Source organism: Mucilaginibacter mali (assembly GCF_013283875.1).
GTDB classification, from domain to species: Bacteria; Bacteroidota; Bacteroidia; order Sphingobacteriales; family Sphingobacteriaceae; genus Mucilaginibacter; species Mucilaginibacter mali.
The window spans coordinates 3,409,934-3,426,261 of the sequence record NZ_CP054139.1; the positions used below are offsets into that span (position 1 = coordinate 3,409,934).

Consider the following 16,328-nt stretch of genomic DNA (forward strand, 5'->3'; position numbering starts at 1 on the left):
TTTGGGATATTTATTTGTTACCGCCTAATGCCTGCAGATCTGCAAGACTGATCTTATCGAAGCCGGCAGGTATACCGAAGCTGCCTGCCGGAACCTTTTCATCGCTGATGGCTTTATAGGTTACACTTACGCTCTGGCCCATCTGGTAAGTGGTAAACTGAACCGGAAAGCCGCCTACTTTGCTGTAAAGCTGGGTCATGCCGTTAACCGGGGCGCTGATATCGCTGGTGATCCAAACGTCAAAGCTGGCGCCGCTTTTAGGGTCTTTCGCGGTTACTTTTTTACATTTTAAACCGGCTATTTCCTTCGTCTCGGTAGTCGGCGTAAAAGCTAACTCGGGGATAGCGGCCTGTATCTGCTCGGTTTCGGCCGGGCTGGCTACTGCGGCTTTTTTTATGTTAGCAACAGGCACATCTACCAATATGGCCAGGTAATCGCCAATACCGGCGGTTACAACGGTAATTTTTGCCGGCCCGCTTTGCGATACCGTAGCGCTCGAGTCGCCTTTGAAATAAGTTTTCGCGTCGCCTGCGCCACGGCCGCCGCTTACGGTATAGGTAATTACACCCTCCTTATAAGTTTTTTGGGCCGATGCGGTTAATGATGTTGCCAGTAAAGCCATGCCTGCGGCAACGGTAAATAGTTTAAATTTCATATAGTTTTTTGATGATTGAAACACGTTATGTAACAAATATATTAATAATCTTTAGCGTGTTTGTTTAATTGGATAGCAAAATGAGCGATTTGTTACGCTTCAATACGTACATTTTTTCGACATTATTTTTAACCGTAGGTTTAAAAGCAGCTAAAAAGCGGTCGCTGTTATCTGCGGCTAAAATTAATGTATTGAAAGTAAAGGCCGTATCTATAACCGCGCCCGGTACTTTAGGGTCGCCCGTAACAAACAGGTAATTTATTTTAACCGGCGCGTACCGTGGCTTTAGTTGCGATGCCCTGCCGATAACCAGTATATCCCAGTCTAAAAACCTGACCAGTTGCCCCTGCTTCCTGAAAAAAGCAGTAGCGGTATCTTTTTTAAACCCAACAATGCTTAACTGTTTTACCCGGTTGCTATCTAAACAAGGTTGTATAGAATAGCGATACGTTTTATCGGTGTCACTCAAATCGGTCAGCAATACGGCCCTACTCCCCTGTTTAAATAAAATAGCCGGTTGCTTTTTCAGGCTGAAGAAAGTGATACTATTGGTACGTGTACCATTTATCCGCTTGAAACCTAAGCTAACGGATAAGATAAGCGCGCCGGCGAATATAGCCTTCAGCAAGGCCGGTTTTTTATAATACAACAGGCAAAACACCAGTATCAGCAATACAAAAAGCACTATGTACTCGCCCCTGGTTAACCATATTTTACCGATAGAAGCATAAGACGCCCGCTCTATTATTTGCAGGCCCCTATCCATCAGCAAAATGCTTTTCTCCAACACCCACCCGCTAAATTGGGCCAATACGCTTATCGCCATCTGCGCGAATAACAGGCAGGCTATCCCGGCATACATGATCACCAGCGACGGCAGCAGAATGAATAAGTTACTCAGCAAAAAACACAGCGGGAACTGGTGAAAATAGTAAGCGCTAAGCGGAAAGGTAATAGCCTGCGCCGCGATGGATGCCGAACACGGCAGCCACAGCTTATCCAACCATTTATTTTGAATATCCAGCCAGTTATATATGATGGGTTGAAAAACAATAAGCCCTGCCACCGCCAAATAGGACAGCTGGAAACCGACATCGGTAATCAAAAACGGATCTATCAACAAAATAAAAAATGCCGATGCTGCTAAAATATTGAGCGTACTGATGCGCCGGTTGTATGTTTTACCAATAATAATAAAGCTGATCATTACCGCCGCCCGGCAAACAGCCGGCGAAAGACCGGTCAGCAGCGAATAATACCAGATGAGCGCGATGGTGAATATCGCTTTCAGCAGCTTGCCGTAACGGTACCTATCCATAAAGCCCAGCAACCAGCCTATCATTACAAAAATAATAGCCACATGCGCCCCCGATACCGACAGCACATGGATGGTGCCCGTTTTTGAGTACGCCTGCAAAATATCGTTATCCAGTTCGGCCTTGTAACCCAGTATCAGGGTTGATGCCACCGACACTGCTTCAGCACTATGCATATATTGCTTAAACCGGGCAACCAGCCTTTGCCTTAACTGCAGCGAGTAAGCAATAACCGGATTGCCTGCATTGTGCATCACCGTTACCGCTTCACCCGGGTTTAGGAAAGTTTGCATATAAATATCCTGGTGCGCCAGGTATTGCTTATAGTTAAATTCGGCCGGGTTAAAGGGCGGATCGACGGGGGTATATTTAGCCTGAACGAGCAGCACATCACCATAACTAAGATCATGGGCATGGGCGCTGTCTGCGCGCATTACAACAAGAAGGTTGCCACTGGCCTCGTGCTTATTCGTGGTACTGTCGCCACTCGTAATCGCGCTGGCTGTAAAGCGCAGCATATTGTTTTTAAACTGCGGTTCGCTGTTTACCTTAACCAGCAGGTGTTTGGCGGCGAATTTGGTAAAATAGGCGGTTTGATTGCGGCTATCGTAATTAATGGTGCATAATATTCCCGCAACCAATATCAGTAAATGGGCAAGTATGCCACCCACCCACGGTTTACGGTATAAACCGGTTTGCTGGTAGAAAACATTCAGCGCTATAAAACCCGCCAGTAAAATAAAAAAGGAAATTAAAAGTACCTGTTGATAAATTGCCAGATTGAATTGTAAAACCAATGCTATCCCAAGCATAAAGGGTAGCAAGTATACAACAAAAGGGATTTCGCCTTTATGATCGGCTAACATGGTTTAAGGTAAATGATAAATATCGAATGGTAAATTACAAATAACGAACAGAACTTTTACATTCTTTATTCAACATTCATCATTTAGCATTAAGGCAAAACTACAACTGCTCCCTCACCTCCAGCAAAAACTTCTTCAGGTTTTCCAGGCTGCTGATGATGCTCTGGTTGTCTTTAGTGTCGGTCATGTTGTTCTTCAGGTGCTCCTTGGCGCCGGCCAGGGTATAGCCCTTATCGCGGATGAGGTGGAAGATGATCTTCAGGTTCTCCACATCTTCGGGGGTGAAGTAGCGGTTGCCTTTTTTGTTTTTCTTAGGCTGCAAAATATCAAACTCGCGCTCGTAATACCTGATGAGCGACTGGTTCACATCAAACATGGCCGATACCTCGCCCATGGTATAATACATTTTGCTGATCTCCCGTTCTTTATAAGGCATATGCAAATGTAATAATTTGTTGGAACTATGATTAAATCAATAATGATTTCACCGACTTGCGAAAACTTTCACCGATTATAACTCCCATTTTGCACCTTGTGTCCTTCGTGCAAATCTTCGTATCGTTTGTGGTTAAATGCCGATTTCTGTCTACCATCCATCTCGCTTTAAAATCTGTTATTTCACCTTTCAACTCCCGTTTAAATTTGTAGCTTTACCGCAAATTCTTCAAAACACATGAATATTCACGAATACCAGGGTAAAGAGATATTAAAAAGCTTTGGCGTAAGGGTTCAGGAAGGCATTTTGGCCCACACCCCTGAAGAGGCTGTTGAAGCTGCCAAAAAAATGAAGGCCGATTACAACAGCGATTGGGTTGTTGTTAAAGCCCAGATACATGCCGGCGGCCGCGGTAAAGGCGGCGGCGTTAAACTGGCCAAAAACCTGGACGAGGTGAAGGAACGCGCTACCGCTATCATCGGTATGCAACTGGTTACCCCGCAAACCGGTCCTGAAGGTAAACTGGTGAGCAAAGTTTTAGTTGCACAGGATGTTTACTACCCGGGCGAAAGCGAAACCAAAGAGTTTTACATGAGCGTACTGCTTGACCGCGCACGTGGCCGTAACATTATTATGTACAGCACCGAAGGCGGTATGGATATTGAAGAAGTGGCACACAGCACCCCTCACCTGATCTTTAAAGAAGAGGTTGACCCGGCTGTTGGCCTGCAAGGTTTCCAGGCGCGTAAGATCGCCTTTAACCTGGGCGTATCGGGCGATGCTTTTAAAGAGATGGTGAAATTTGTTACCGCACTTTACAAAGCTTACGATGCTACAGATTCATCTCAATTTGAAATTAACCCGGTGCTAAAAACATCGGACAATAAAATACTGGCTGTTGACGCTAAGGTAAACCTTGACGACAACGCCCTGTACCGCCACCCGGATTACGCCGCCATGCGCGACGAGGCCGAGGAAGACCCAACCGAAGTTGAAGCAGGTAAATCGAACCTAAACTATGTAAAGCTTGACGGTAACGTTGGCTGTATGGTTAACGGTGCCGGTTTAGCTATGGCAACTATGGACATTATTAAATTAGCCGGCGGCGAGCCTGCTAACTTCCTTGACGTAGGTGGCACCGCTAACGCGCAAACCGTTAAGGCTGGTTTCAACATCATCCTGTCAGACCCTAACGTTAAGGCCATCCTCATCAATATCTTCGGCGGTATCGTGCGTTGCGACCGTGTTGCACAAGGTGTTATTGATGCTTACCAGGAAATTGGCAACATCCCTGTACCTATCATCGTTCGCTTACAAGGCACCAACGCTAAGGAGGCTAAGGAACTGATAGACAACTCGGGCCTGAAAGTGTTCTCGGCTATCCTGCTGAAGGAAGCTGCAGAGCGTGTTAAAGAAGTATTAGCGTAATCAGAGATTAGAGATTGGTTAATTAGAAATTAGTTAACCTATAATAAACGGGAAAAGGGAGCGAATGCTCCCTTTTCCCGTTTATTATACCGCCATGTCATTGCGAGCGATAGCGCGGCAATCCCATAGGACATGCAAGGAGGACATGTCTATGAGATTGCCACGCCGCTACGCTCTTCTCAATAACAATTTGATGTTTACTCTGCAACTACCCTCTGCTCACTGGCACCACCAGCATGATCGCCAACTGCTCCGGTGAACCATTGCGGGTGATGTTAAAACTCCGGGGCCTCACTGTAAAGCCGCCTTTAAACACACCGCCTGCACCGTTATCATCAAACGTAAAATGAATGGTGACAGGTTTGGTAACCCCCTTCATGGTTAAATTACCGACTGCTTCAAAGGCGTTGCCATGTCGGCTTACTTTGGTTGATGTGAAGCTGATGGTTGGATACTTTTCGGCCTCAAGCGCGTCCTTAGCATGATTATTCTTAATAAAAAAGCCGGTGGCGATGCTGGCGGCTGCAATACTGGCCGATATTTTGGCGCCCTCGGGATGGGCCTTATCAAAACGGATATCCGCCCTCAGCGATTCGAACCTGCCGCTGATCTTTCCCCCTTTAAAACGTACTTCGTAGGGTTGTTTTACCTTCCAACGGGCAAACATGGCATAGGTGGCCAGTCCGCTTATGAGGATAAGCAGCAGCATTAGCAGCTTTTTTAATGATGCAATTCTTAATGTTTTCATAGCGATGTAATTATAGATGTTTTAATAAAAAATACGCCGTTTTGTTTAAAGGGGTTGCTTTCACATTGGGTAATCCGTTACAGCAGATCCAGCTAAAAAAACAGCCGCCCCAATCAAAAAGGCGGCTGCTCAAATTATATAGTTTAGTGCAGGAGGAGATCTTATTGGGAAATATTAACCGTACCCATATCAAGCACAGCGCCATTGATAACAGTAATGTTAGTTATTGTTTTTGCAGCATATGGACTAACCGGCACAAATTTAACATTATAACTACCAGCAGATAAGCCCGGGAAATAGAACTTACCGGTAGCATCGGCAACTGTACCAACCGTATCGGTACCCATTATGGCATATACTTTTGGTGATGACGCAGCAGGCGACACCACACCTGTTATGGCCCCTGATGCAGCCTGGGCTATGGCACGGATAACCGGTTTTAAAATATACTTTCCGTTACCGGTAAGCACTATAGATTGCGCTGCATCAAAGTCAAGCTTCATGGTATAGGCTATGCCCGCGGTAAGGTTATCGTGCACGTTCAATTTAACACCCGATGTTTGTCCGCTTGGCGTGGTCAGATCGTACGATACACCGGCAACAATTACACGGTTCCCCGAATCATTTAACACTAACCGCACTTGCTGTATCGTCCCGGCCGGGATATCCTGATCGGCCAATACGGTATCCCTACCCTGGCGAAACCGAAGAATATCGATCGGGCCACCGTTAACGTTCAGCGTATATTCGCCGGCATCGGTAACTACTATCACGCTTTTAACATTTAGTATAACAGCATCGAAGGCGCCGGGGGCATCGGTAAGTTTAACGGTCACGTGCGCCGAATTGCCTGCTGCGCCGGAGGAATTATCCTTTTTACAGGCAAACATAAACAGGCTGATGGCTGTGGCAAATAATAATAATAATAATAGCTTTTTCATAATAATAGATTGCTTACTTAAACACTTTGTTTACTAAAGCAATCCAATGGTTGTACCAGCAACTTAATGTATGGATGAACGGGCCTTTTGTATCGGTGAACGGGCAATTATTTGTTTTTCCACCACTTTGGCATTGTATCTGAAACATCATGCATTCATCAAACCTGTTCACATAGCAGGACGGTAAGCAAAATGTTAAGCCCTTTTAATAATACAATACTAAGTTAATGTGCACATCACATGGCAGGGGTAGCTTTGCAATAGCTTAGCCATCTGCCATGAAAAAAACTAAGGTTGTATTTTTTGCCGAGATACTGGTTGAAGAACACGACGGCGCCACCCGCACCATGTTCCAGCTGATACGGCGGATACCGCATGCCGATTTTGAATTTCTGTTTATCTGCGGTGTGGGCCCCAATACGGTGTATGGTTTCGAGTGTATGCGCCTGCCCACTTTAACTCTGCCGATTAACAAAACCTATAAAATGGTGCTCCCGGCTTTGGCCGCGCACAGTCTGCGCGAAAAGCTGGATAGTTTTAATCCCGATGTAGTGCATATTGCCACCCCTGCCCTACTTGGCGAGTTTGCTGTGAAATACGCCCGCCAGCGCGCTTTACCGGTTATTTCCATCTATCATACCCATTTTATTTCTTATATCGACTATTACCTTAAAAAGGCCCCCTTCCTCATCGATTTTGCCAAAGCGAAGATCATCAGCGGGCAGCGGGCCTTTTATAACCAGTGCGATGCCATATACGTACCGTCGGAAAGCATGATAACCGAACTTTCGGATATAGGTATTGAAAGCTACCGCATGAAGATCTGGAAGCGGGGAATCGATACGCAACTATTTTCGCCGGCCAAACGCAACAGTGATATGATGCGCAAACTAACCGGCAATAAGCACCCGGTGATTCTATTCGCCAGCCGCCTGGTATGGGAAAAGAACCTGGAGACCTTATTTGGTATTTATGACGGACTAAAAGACCGCGGCGTAAAATTTAATATGCTGATAGCCGGCGACGGCATTGCCCGCAAAGCCTGCGAGACGCGGATGCCCGATGCTATTTTCACCGGAAAGGTAGATCATGCCAACCTATCCATATTGTATGCCTCTGCCGATGTTTTCCTGTTCCCCTCCGTTTCCGAAACTTATGGCAACGTGGTGCCCGAAGCTATGGCATCGGGCCTGCCCTGTGTAATTGCCGATGGCGGAGGGTCGAAGGATTTTATTGAGCAGGGCGTTAATGGCTTCCGTTGCTCGGCCTATATGATATCCGACTACGTATCTAAACTGGAGTTGTTATTGGCCGATGAACGCCTGCAGCAACAATTTAGCGCGAGGGGCATCGTTTACAGTAAAACCTTCGGTTGGGACCAACTGGCCACATCCTACTTTGAGGATTTGCTGCAATTAACCGGTCAGTCGGAAGAAACTGTGCCACTAAAGGCTATTAGTTGATCTTTTTGGTGCTGGCAAAGGTAGTCGTCAGGAAGTTGCGCAGATCTACCAGCTGGTCGGTATTGATCAGATCGACCCCGCAACGCAGCAATTCGGCCCAAACCGTTCTGTTTTCGGGCGAAGCCCATAGCCTTACTTTTTTACCAAAGCTATGCGCCCGCCTGATGTAAGCGCAAAGCTTCTGCCGTTCGGCGGCAGGGCATTCGCCGGTACCATCCCATTTCATTAAGGCGTTGTAATTGCAACTGCTCATGGGATAAACCTCGGTACCCAGGCTATCGCGGTCCATATGGCGCAGGTCTTCATCAATAAACACCATACGATCGTCCTCTTGTTTCACCGTGCGATAAGGTTTATGCCCGGATAACACAATGGTAACCGCCCGCTGCACAAAGCGGCCATGCTCGTAGCCTGATAGCATCGACTTATACTTTTCGAGCAGGGGCCGCAATGCATCATAAGTACTGTTGGCCCCGGTTTTAATATCAACCAGCAAGGTAACCGGCGACGCTTTGCTCACGTAGGGTTCGCTCTTGTTATTCACCTTTTCAAAAAGCGGCTGCAGGTATAGTTTTTCTAAAGTGCGGCTACCTTTAAAAAAGGGGAACACGTGCGCTACTACCAGTTGGCCATCTACCAGGAAGATATCAGCTTCAATGTAGCGGTAACCGTTCTCCAGGGCATCAAACAAGGGGCGTTTGTGCCAGTAATCATTATGGGCAAAGCCGTTGGTTAGGGGAACATTTTGAGGGTAGGCAGCCACCCGAAATAATATCAGAAAAAGTAGTGTTTTAAGGAATTTTGTATTAAAACCTGCCGTTCGCATATACATGTGGACTGCTAAACTTTCCTGGTATAAAGATAGCCCGGGCTTGTGTGCAAACCTTAAAATTAAAGTTAAGTTACCCTTAAAATATGGCCGGGATATTTGCTATTTTTAACAATGGGTTTATCTATCGGCGCAGTATTAATACGGCAAAGCGATCATACGCTTAATCATGCACAATTGGTTAAGGATCTGTTCGGCACTGGATATAATGAAATTCCCGAGCGCGACCTGGGCCAGCTACCCGCCACTAAAAGGTTTGATACCCGTAACGATAATTGCCTGTCTGTTTACATCTTTGAAAATTATATCGCCCTTGTTAACAGCGCCTTCACCGCAAAATTTTACCAACCTGGTTCTGCTACCATACAAAAGGTATATCAATATTTTAAGCAGGCATCGCAAATATTTGCTTTTGAGCATTACAGCAGCGGCGACACTTACAGCTATGCCATAATTGAGCGGGGCCAACTTATCCGTTGGGTACGGCAAACCAGCGATCAGTTACATCCGGCCACTTATGGCCAGCCGCTCAACTTCGAACTTAAAATACTCGGCGCAAAAAAGACCCGGATGCGCGATGTTCACGGACAACTGCATACTTATTACACCCATCCCGATAATAATAGCCTTTTTCCGGAAGACCAGCTTACCGAAGTATTGTTGCGCGAAGTAATGCACCACGAAACCGGCCTGTGGCCCAATGGCTTATACGATGCGGCCGCCAAACGGCTTTACTTTATGAAGTGATAAGCTTTTTTCTTCTCTCTCTCTCACTAATGTAATAAGCTTTATTTAAATAAAACTTAACCTGCAGGCTAAAACAAAGCCCGTAGTTTGGGCATTATTAATACCGGTAAGTCAATAATTTGTAATGTTTAAATAAAATAGATGTTTAAACATCTATTTATATCTATCTTTGATCAACATTTAAAAAAAAGCAATCATTAATACCATGGCAACATTAACAAAATGGGTTTTAGACCCAATGCACTCAGAAGTACAATTTAAAGTAAAACACTTAGTTATATCAACCGTAACCGGTTCGTTCAAAACCTTTGAAGGCGAGTTTGAAACCGAAAACGAAGATTTCACCGGCGCCAACATCAGCTTCTCGCTTGATGTGGACAGCGTTGATACCAACCAGGAGCAACGTGATGGACATATAAAAGGCGCTGAGTTTTTCGACGCTGAAAAATATCCGAAGATCACCTTCAAATCAACATCGTTCACTAAAGATGGCGATGACTATAAATTAGTTGGCGACCTGACCATTAAGGACGTAACCAAATCTGTAAAGCTTAACGTTGAACACGGCGGCACTGCAGGCGACTTTTACGGCAATACCAAAGCTGGTTTCGAGATCACCGGTAAAATCAACCGTAAAGATTTCGGCCTGACCTGGGATGGCGTTACGGAAGCAGGTTCGATCGTAGTTGGCGAAGAAATTAAGCTGATCATTAACGTGCAATTTGCTAAACAAGCGTAAGCATTGCTTAAAATTTAACCACAAAGTTCACAGAGTTTTATTGGGGTAAAAAGCATCTTTGTGAACTTTGTGATTTTTCCCTTTGTGAACTTTGTGGTTAAATTGCCGCATAGATTTAAACTTATTTTAAAGGTCATCCGTTTAAAGGGTGACCTTTCTTTTTTTAAACCTTTTATTGGTTTATTTGCTAAATAATTATGCTGCTAAAGATCTACCCCGAAAACCCGAACGAAAAAGCCATACAACAGGTAGTGGATGTGCTGCGCCGGGGCGGGCTGATCATCTACCCTACCGATACCGTTTACGGCCTGGGTTGCGATATTACCAATCACCGGGCTATCGAGGCCATAGCTAAGCTGAGACGGGTTAAACCTGAAAAGGCTAATTTCTCGTTCATCTGTTATGACCTGAGCCATATATCCGATTACATTAAGCCAATAGATAATCATACCTATAGGGTACTCAAAAAAGCCCTGCCGGGGCCATTTACCTTTATCTTCAACGCCAGTGGCAATGTACCCAAGCTGTTAAGCAGCAATAAAAAAACGGTGGGTATCCGTGTGCCCGATAACAGCATTGCCCGCTGTATTGTTAAGGAACTGGGCAACCCTATCCTGTCAACATCCATTAAGGATGATGACGACATCATCGAATACTCAACCGACCCGGAACTGATCTATGAGAAATACCAGGACCTGGTAGATATTGTGATTGATGGTGGATACGGCGGCAACGTGGCCTCAACAGTGGTTGATTGTACCAGTGGTGATTTTGAGGTGATACGCGAGGGTAAGGGCGATTTGGAGGCGTTTTTGTAATTACCTCCCGTCCATGTTGAGCGATATAATCCCGGCGGCCTTTAATGGTTTTCATGACATACCGCCGATGAAAGCCCCCTCTAAATCTCCCCCAAAGGGGGAGACTTTGGAACCCTCTCCTCTGGAGAGGGCAGGGTGAGGCTTCAGCGGAAAAACATACATGTCATGTTGAGCGATAGCGAAACATCCCCGGCACGCCAAACGACCATGCATTATGTGCTCTGCTCATCGGGGATCCTTCGCTATCGCTCTGGATGACGGATTGGGGAAAGCACTACTTCACAAACTTAGCCGCCACCCAATCCTTCATCTTCAGGTGGCTTACATAAGTTAAGCCATGCTTACCAGCCGCTTCGGTGATCATGGGCAGATCAACCGCCTCATAAAAACCGCTGAAATATATCTCGCCGCCATTGCATAAAACTTCGCTGTAGCGCGGGATCTGGTCTAACAGGATATTACGGTTGATGTTAGCCAGGATGACATCAAACTCCTCATCGGGGATTATTTCCTTCGATCCGCACAGTGGGGTGATATTATAGATGCCGTTTAACTCGCTGTTCTCTATAGTGCTTTCGTAGCAAATCACATCATAATCAATAGCGGTAACGGTTTCAGCACTTAATTTTGAAGCCAGGATGGCAAGGATGCCGGTGCCGCAACCCATATCAAGCACATTCTTATCCTCAAACTCCACATTCAGCATGTGCTGCATCATCATGGTGGTAGTTTCATGGTGCCCGGTGCCGAAGGCCATTTTGGGGTCGATCACGATCTCGTATGGAAACTCGGGCCGTGGTTCATGAAAGGTAGCCCGCACGTAGATCTGGTCATCTATCTGCATCGGCTCGAAATTGCTTTCCCAAACCTCGTTCCAGTTCTTCTGCTCTACCAAATGAATATCGTAGCTAAAGTTGAACATCTCTTTATAAGGTGCCAGCACCTCTCCTACGCGCTCGTCATCAAACACATCAACGGGGATGTAGGCTTTAAACCCATCAGCCACTTCTTCAAAGGTATCGAAGCCAATTTCACCGAGAGCGTCGATCAGCAGATCTTGCTGATAATCTTCGGCATCAGTTAGTTTAAAGTATAATTCGTAGTAGTTCATGGATAAATTTGCGATGTTAGATATGAGACCTGAGATCATTTTGGGCTAAAGCCCCTGCTTCTATTTTATTAACCGTTGGCTAAAGCCAACGGCAATGATTAAGGCTTTTCTATTTTCATTGCCGTCCCATTTATGGGACAGACAGCCGCCAATTCAAATGGCTTTAGCCAATTATGCAGTTTCGCTTTCCTGCTTTACAGCAATTTTCTTAGTAACCGACCTGATATCGAACAGGAACATCACCAAAAAGTTGATGGCCCAGTAAAATAATTGTACACCGGTCATAAACAGGGTAATATGGATCAGATGTTCGGTACCTACAGCCCTGTCCCATATCATGTACGCAATGCCGAATGCCAAAACCACGCATACAACCGCCATACTGATAAAAATGCTGATAGCAGCCTTGCCCCTGCACAATATCTTATCCCACAAGGGTAAAATAATAAGGTACTGCGTAAGCACCGCGATAACAAACTGAAAGGGCGCGAAGATCTTATAATAGGCGATCAATCCCGCTGCCGAGCCATCGCCGATATCGGCCAGCCCTTCAAAGCTATGGTGCAGCGGGTTATATTTTATAATAGCCGCGAACACCAAAAAAGCGATCAATGGGGGCAATATGACTTTTAGGAAGCGCATGTGCAGTTGATTAAGTTGGATTAGGTTGATTAAGTTTTTAAAACTATTCACTTAATCAACCCAGTCAACTACTCACTGAAAAATCAATTAAACACCTTAACAATATCCACAAAATCGCGCGATTTAAGCGACGCGCCGCCGATCAAACCGCCATCAATATCAGGCTGAGCAAACAACTCGGCCGCGTTTTTTGGATTGCAGCTGCCACCGTACAAAATGGTCATATTATCGGCCACCTGCTGGTTGTATTTAGCGGCAATTTCTTTACGGATAAAAGCATGGATCTCCTGCGCCTGTGCCGATGTTGCGGTTACGCCGGTCCCAATGGCCCAAACAGGTTCGTAAGCGATAACCAGCTGGCTAAAATGCGCTTCATCCAGGTGGAAGATGCCTTCTTCAAGTTGCGATTTGATCACGTCGAAATGTTTTTCGGTATTGCGCTCGTCCAACGTTTCGCCGATACAGAAGATCGGTTTCAGGCCGTTAGCCAATACGGTATCCGTCTTTTTTGCCAGCAGGGCATTATCCTCGCCAAAATACTGGCGGCGTTCCGAGTGGCCCAGGATCACGTAAGCCGCGCCTACCGAGTTGATCATCTTAGCCGAGATCTCGCCGGTATATGCGCCGCTTTCGGCCTGGTGCGCATTCTGTGCACCGATAGCTACTTTATGATAGCCCTTAGCCATTTGCACCAGGCTGTGCAGGTGTATAAACGGACTGCAAACTACGGCCTGTTGCTGGCCGGTCACCTCGTCCTTTACCATATTTACCACTTCAGAGAACAGGGACAAACCTTCGTTATAATCCATGTTCATTTTCCAGTTGCCGGCTACAATTTTTTTTCTCATTGTTTTATGTTGATGTATCTTATCTATTTCGTCATGCTGAGCGATAGCGAAGCATCCCAAACTATGCATTTCCACTTTGCTCACCGGGGATCCTTCGCTATCGCTCAGGATGACATGTTTGTTTTTCCGCTGAAGCCTCACCCTGCCCTCTCCAGAGGAGAGGGTTCCAAAGTCTCCCCCTTTGGGGGAGATTTAGAGGGGGCTTTCATCGGCATGTCATTTAACCATTAAGAGGCCGCCGGGATTATATCGCTCAGGATGACGTTCGTTATTAGTCTCTAAATTGCTTCGTTAACTCAAACACCTCTTTCAATATCGACTGCTCATGCTCGTCAAACGCGCGGTGCTCGCGGCGGGCGAAAACCTTGGCGGTGGTTTCCATCGCTTTAGTTATGCGGTATTCCTCCAGACCGTCAGACCCGCCCCAGGTAAAATCGGGCACGTAGTTTGGCGGGAAACCGCCACCGAATACGTTGGCAGCTACACCAACTACCGTGCCGGTATTAAACATGGTATTGATGCCGCTCTTGGCATGGTCGGCCATTATTAAACCACAAAACTGCAGGCCGGTTTTACGGTAATGCTGCGTGGCGTAATCGTATAGCTTCACTTCAGCGTAATTGTTCTTCAGGTTGCTGTTATTGGTATCGGCGCCAAGGTTACACCATTCGCCCAATACCGAATTGCCCAGGTAACCCTCGTGTCCCTTGTTGCTATAACCCCAAACCACGGCGTTATTGATCTCGCCGCCCACACGGCAGTATGGGCCAATAGTGGTAGCGCCGTAGATCTTGGTGCCCATTTTAACCTGCGAGTTTTCGTTAATGGCGAATGCCCCGCGAATGTTGGTGCCCTCCCAGATCTCGGTTTTGGCGGCAAGATAGATCGGCCCATTGATGGTACTAAACGTACAGCATTCGGCCTGCGCACCCTCCTCGGCAAAAAACTGATCGCCGATGATGGTATTGGTGCTACTCATCGCAGCGCTTTCGCGGCCTTTGGTCAACAGTTGAAAATCCTTGCGGAGCTCGATATCGTTGTAACGGAAAATATATTCAGGGTAACGAATGATGACCGGCAGGTTATCCACCGAAGCAGCCAGGTATTTGGTTGCCGGGTTGAATTTGGCAGCATCTGTTGCATCCAGACGTACCGCTATCAGTTGATCCTGGTAGTTGAGGGCCTGCCCTATCTGCAACTTATCCACTGCTTCCAACAGGCTATCATCAGGACAAACGGCACCGTTAATAAACAGGTTATCGGCGGTGATATTTATCGGGAATTTACCCTGCAGGTAAGCACGGGTATGCCACGAATATCCCTGCCCCAGGTGTTTGGCCCATTTTTCGGCAATGGTGATGATACCGATACGCAGGTTACCTGCCGGGCGGGTATAAACCAGGGGCAGCAGGTTTTGATAGTTCTCGTCGTCGAATAGGATGATGGCCATGGGGCAAAAATAAAAAAGTCTCCCGATGTATCGGGAGACTTTCCAAATATTTATAAAGGTATTTACCTTATTTTTTGTTGTAACGGGTACGGAATTTATCGATACGGCCTGCAGTATCAACCAGCTTCATTTTACCGGTGTAGAAAGGGTGCGAGGTGTGCGAAATTTCCAGTTTAACCAACGGATACTCGTTACCATCTTCCCATTTCACGGTTTCGCGGGTATCAATGCATGATTTTGTTAAAAAAGAATACTCGTTAGACATATCTTTAAAAACAACTAATCTATAATTTTTTGGATGCAGGTCTTTTTTCATTTCTTCAATTCCTTATAAAGAGGTGCAAAGATAGTACCTTTTTTATTATCTATCAATAGGATGTGAAAAAATTATCAACATTTTTGTGTAGGGTTGGTGACTATTTAACCACAAAGAACGCAAAGGAATAAAATTTCGGCAAACACAAAGATCACAAAGGAGCAATTATTAAATATAAGATAGTTAGCAAGCATTCATTTATTCCACCAATAAAGCTTGGTGTACTTTGTGATTTCTCCCTTTGCGACCTTTGTGGTTAAATTGCCACTAAACACCCACCATCGTCCTAAACGTTAAATTAACCCTCGGGCTTAGCACTTTTTTGCTTTTTGGCAGGGCATGCAGCCAGTGGGTTTGTGTAGCGCCCCGCATTACCAGCAGGCTGCCGCTCTCCAGCATCAGCGAGCGGGTTTCCGTTTTGTTGGCGCGGTGCTTCAGGCTAAACTTGCGTTCGGCGCCGAAGCTGAGCGAGGCGATGGCGCTGTCCTTACCCAGCATCTTTTCATCGTCGCTATGCCAGGCCATGCCCTCATCGCCATTGTGGTAAAGGTTAAGCAGGCATGAGTTATACTGCTCGCCGGTGAGTTGTTCGGTAAGTGTTTTTAACTGCAGCAGTTCGGGCGTCCACAGCAGGGCGGTACGGGTAAAGCCCGAATAGGCGTAATCGTAATTCCTGTCGCCGTACCAGGCTACCTTGCGTTTGGTAATGATATGCCGCCCGAAGATAATGGCCTCGTCGTTGCGCCACTTGATGGTATCCAGTAAAACTTGCAGGTAGCGGCCGGCTTCGGCGGTATCCATTACCTGGCCGTAGTATTTAACAATGCCATCGTAAGGCAGTATATTTTGTAGTTGCATGTGGCAAAGGTACTGCGGACTGGGCGATCAGGACAACCCGTTTCTTGCTATTGTGCTGCGCTATCATTGGGTAATTCGCTGTGGTTACCGTTATTATCAAACCTTCGGCCGGTAAAA

At 46.2% G+C, this 16,328-nt stretch carries 17 protein-coding genes; 5 read left to right on the forward strand and 12 right to left on the reverse strand.

Going from position 1 to position 16,328, the window contains the following annotated elements:
- Positions 1 to 10: 10 nt before the first annotated feature.
- The 3 genes from HQ865_RS14215 to HQ865_RS14225 all read right to left on the reverse strand — a co-directional run bounded on the left by HQ865_RS14215 (position 11) and on the right by HQ865_RS14225 (position 3,273).
- Entirely contained in the window at positions 11 to 655 is a 645-nt protein-coding gene (locus tag HQ865_RS14215; RefSeq protein WP_173415523.1) for a DUF4412 domain-containing protein, read from the reverse strand.
- Between the two features lie 64 nt (positions 656 to 719).
- The gene (locus HQ865_RS14220; RefSeq protein WP_173415524.1) at positions 720 to 2,837 is read right to left on the reverse strand and encodes a ComEC/Rec2 family competence protein; all 2,118 of its coding nucleotides are present in this window, start codon (positions 2,835 to 2,837) and stop codon (positions 720 to 722) included.
- 100 nt (positions 2,838 to 2,937) lie between these two features.
- Positions 2,938 to 3,273 (reverse strand): MerR family transcriptional regulator, encoded by a 336-nt coding sequence (locus HQ865_RS14225; protein WP_173415525.1) that lies wholly within the window; start codon positions 3,271 to 3,273, stop codon positions 2,938 to 2,940.
- 237 nt (positions 3,274 to 3,510) lie between these two features.
- Between HQ865_RS14225 and sucC the strand changes: the two genes are divergently transcribed.
- Positions 3,511 to 4,701, forward strand: coding sequence for an ADP-forming succinate--CoA ligase subunit beta (gene sucC / locus HQ865_RS14230; RefSeq protein WP_173415526.1), 1,191 nt, complete (start codon positions 3,511 to 3,513; stop codon positions 4,699 to 4,701).
- 208 nt (positions 4,702 to 4,909) lie between these two features.
- Here the strand turns inward: sucC and HQ865_RS14235 are convergent, their stop codons facing one another.
- On the reverse strand, positions 4,910 to 5,449 hold the full coding sequence (locus tag HQ865_RS14235) for a YceI family protein (RefSeq protein ID WP_173415527.1): 540 nt from the start codon (positions 5,447 to 5,449) through the stop codon (positions 4,910 to 4,912).
- 161 nt (positions 5,450 to 5,610) lie between these two features.
- Positions 5,611 to 6,390, reverse strand: a complete 780-nt coding sequence (locus tag HQ865_RS14240) for a DUF4382 domain-containing protein (protein WP_173415528.1) — start codon at positions 6,388 to 6,390, stop codon at positions 5,611 to 5,613.
- A gap of 278 nt (positions 6,391 to 6,668) precedes the next feature.
- On the opposite strand from HQ865_RS14240, the gene HQ865_RS14245 reads away from it, so the two are divergent.
- Positions 6,669 to 7,853 carry a glycosyltransferase family 4 protein gene (locus tag HQ865_RS14245; protein ID WP_173415529.1) on the forward strand — a complete coding sequence of 395 codons (1,185 nt, stop codon included), beginning with the start codon at positions 6,669 to 6,671 and terminating at the stop codon, positions 7,851 to 7,853.
- Here the strand turns inward: HQ865_RS14245 and HQ865_RS14250 are convergent.
- On the reverse strand, positions 7,846 to 8,616 hold the full coding sequence (locus HQ865_RS14250) for a phosphatidylinositol-specific phospholipase C/glycerophosphodiester phosphodiesterase family protein (protein WP_237073472.1): 771 nt from the start codon (positions 8,614 to 8,616) through the stop codon (positions 7,846 to 7,848). The two genes, HQ865_RS14245 and HQ865_RS14250, sit on opposite strands and share 8 nt — an antisense overlap.
- A gap of 180 nt (positions 8,617 to 8,796) precedes the next feature.
- Here HQ865_RS14250 and HQ865_RS14255 point away from each other — a divergent pair, with 180 nt between their 5' ends.
- The 3 genes from HQ865_RS14255 to HQ865_RS14265 all read left to right on the forward strand — a co-directional run bounded on the left by HQ865_RS14255 (position 8,797) and on the right by HQ865_RS14265 (position 10,986).
- Positions 8,797 to 9,429 carry a hypothetical protein gene (locus HQ865_RS14255; protein ID WP_173415530.1) on the forward strand — a complete coding sequence of 211 codons (633 nt, stop codon included), beginning with the start codon at positions 8,797 to 8,799 and terminating at the stop codon, positions 9,427 to 9,429.
- 205 nt (positions 9,430 to 9,634) lie between these two features.
- On the forward strand, positions 9,635 to 10,168 hold the full coding sequence (locus HQ865_RS14260; RefSeq protein WP_173415531.1) for a YceI family protein: 534 nt from the start codon (positions 9,635 to 9,637) through the stop codon (positions 10,166 to 10,168).
- Positions 10,169 to 10,365: 197 nt separating this feature from the next.
- Complete coding sequence (locus HQ865_RS14265; RefSeq protein WP_173415532.1) at positions 10,366 to 10,986, forward strand: L-threonylcarbamoyladenylate synthase; 621 nt, start codon at positions 10,366 to 10,368, stop codon at positions 10,984 to 10,986.
- A gap of 274 nt (positions 10,987 to 11,260) precedes the next feature.
- Here the strand turns inward: HQ865_RS14265 and prmA are convergent, their stop codons facing one another.
- The 6 genes from prmA to HQ865_RS14295 form a co-directional block, all read right to left on the reverse strand.
- Positions 11,261 to 12,097, reverse strand: a complete 837-nt coding sequence (prmA, locus tag HQ865_RS14270; RefSeq protein ID WP_173415533.1) for a 50S ribosomal protein L11 methyltransferase — start codon at positions 12,095 to 12,097, stop codon at positions 11,261 to 11,263.
- Positions 12,098 to 12,268: 171 nt separating this feature from the next.
- Positions 12,269 to 12,739 carry a hypothetical protein gene (locus HQ865_RS14275; RefSeq protein ID WP_173415534.1) on the reverse strand — a complete coding sequence of 157 codons (471 nt, stop codon included), beginning with the start codon at positions 12,737 to 12,739 and terminating at the stop codon, positions 12,269 to 12,271.
- Positions 12,740 to 12,822: 83 nt separating this feature from the next.
- A complete protein-coding gene (gene tpiA / locus HQ865_RS14280) occupies positions 12,823 to 13,587 on the reverse strand; it encodes a triose-phosphate isomerase (RefSeq protein WP_173415535.1) in 765 nt (254 codons plus the stop codon).
- A 271-nt stretch (positions 13,588 to 13,858) separates the two neighbouring features.
- On the reverse strand, positions 13,859 to 15,037 hold the full coding sequence (locus HQ865_RS14285; protein WP_173415536.1) for a putative sugar nucleotidyl transferase: 1,179 nt from the start codon (positions 15,035 to 15,037) through the stop codon (positions 13,859 to 13,861).
- Between the two features lie 67 nt (positions 15,038 to 15,104).
- A complete protein-coding gene (locus HQ865_RS14290) occupies positions 15,105 to 15,353 on the reverse strand; it encodes a type B 50S ribosomal protein L31 (protein ID WP_173415537.1) in 249 nt (82 codons plus the stop codon).
- 267 nt (positions 15,354 to 15,620) lie between these two features.
- A complete protein-coding gene (locus tag HQ865_RS14295; RefSeq protein WP_173415538.1) occupies positions 15,621 to 16,211 on the reverse strand; it encodes an alpha-ketoglutarate-dependent dioxygenase AlkB family protein in 591 nt (196 codons plus the stop codon).
- Positions 16,212 to 16,328: the final 117 nt, after the last annotated feature.

Bases quoted from the DNA above. Each gene is read 5' to 3' on its own strand.
- HQ865_RS14215 (WP_173415523.1), bottom strand. From the start codon at position 655: ATGAAATTTAAACTATTTACCGTTGCCGCAGGCATGGCTTTACTGGCA.
- HQ865_RS14220 (WP_173415524.1), bottom strand. From the start codon at position 2,837: ATGTTAGCCGATCATAAAGGCGAAATCCCTTTTGTTGTATACTTGCTA.
- HQ865_RS14225 (WP_173415525.1), bottom strand. From the start codon at position 3,273: ATGCCTTATAAAGAACGGGAGATCAGCAAAATGTATTATACCATGGGC.
- sucC (WP_173415526.1), top strand. From the start codon at position 3,511: ATGAATATTCACGAATACCAGGGTAAAGAGATATTAAAAAGCTTTGGC.
- HQ865_RS14235 (WP_173415527.1), bottom strand. From the start codon at position 5,449: ATGAAAACATTAAGAATTGCATCATTAAAAAAGCTGCTAATGCTGCTG.
- HQ865_RS14240 (WP_173415528.1), bottom strand. From the start codon at position 6,390: ATGAAAAAGCTATTATTATTATTATTATTTGCCACAGCCATCAGCCTG.
- HQ865_RS14245 (WP_173415529.1), top strand. From the start codon at position 6,669: ATGAAAAAAACTAAGGTTGTATTTTTTGCCGAGATACTGGTTGAAGAA.
- HQ865_RS14255 (WP_173415530.1), top strand. From the start codon at position 8,797: ATGGGTTTATCTATCGGCGCAGTATTAATACGGCAAAGCGATCATACG.
- HQ865_RS14260 (WP_173415531.1), top strand. From the start codon at position 9,635: ATGGCAACATTAACAAAATGGGTTTTAGACCCAATGCACTCAGAAGTA.
- HQ865_RS14265 (WP_173415532.1), top strand. From the start codon at position 10,366: ATGCTGCTAAAGATCTACCCCGAAAACCCGAACGAAAAAGCCATACAA.
- prmA (WP_173415533.1), bottom strand. From the start codon at position 12,097: ATGAACTACTACGAATTATACTTTAAACTAACTGATGCCGAAGATTAT.
- HQ865_RS14275 (WP_173415534.1), bottom strand. From the start codon at position 12,739: ATGCGCTTCCTAAAAGTCATATTGCCCCCATTGATCGCTTTTTTGGTG.
- tpiA (WP_173415535.1), bottom strand. From the start codon at position 13,587: ATGAGAAAAAAAATTGTAGCCGGCAACTGGAAAATGAACATGGATTAT.
- HQ865_RS14285 (WP_173415536.1), bottom strand. From the start codon at position 15,037: ATGGCCATCATCCTATTCGACGACGAGAACTATCAAAACCTGCTGCCC.
- HQ865_RS14290 (WP_173415537.1), bottom strand. From the start codon at position 15,353: ATGAAAAAAGACCTGCATCCAAAAAATTATAGATTAGTTGTTTTTAAA.
- HQ865_RS14295 (WP_173415538.1), bottom strand. From the start codon at position 16,211: ATGCAACTACAAAATATACTGCCTTACGATGGCATTGTTAAATACTAC.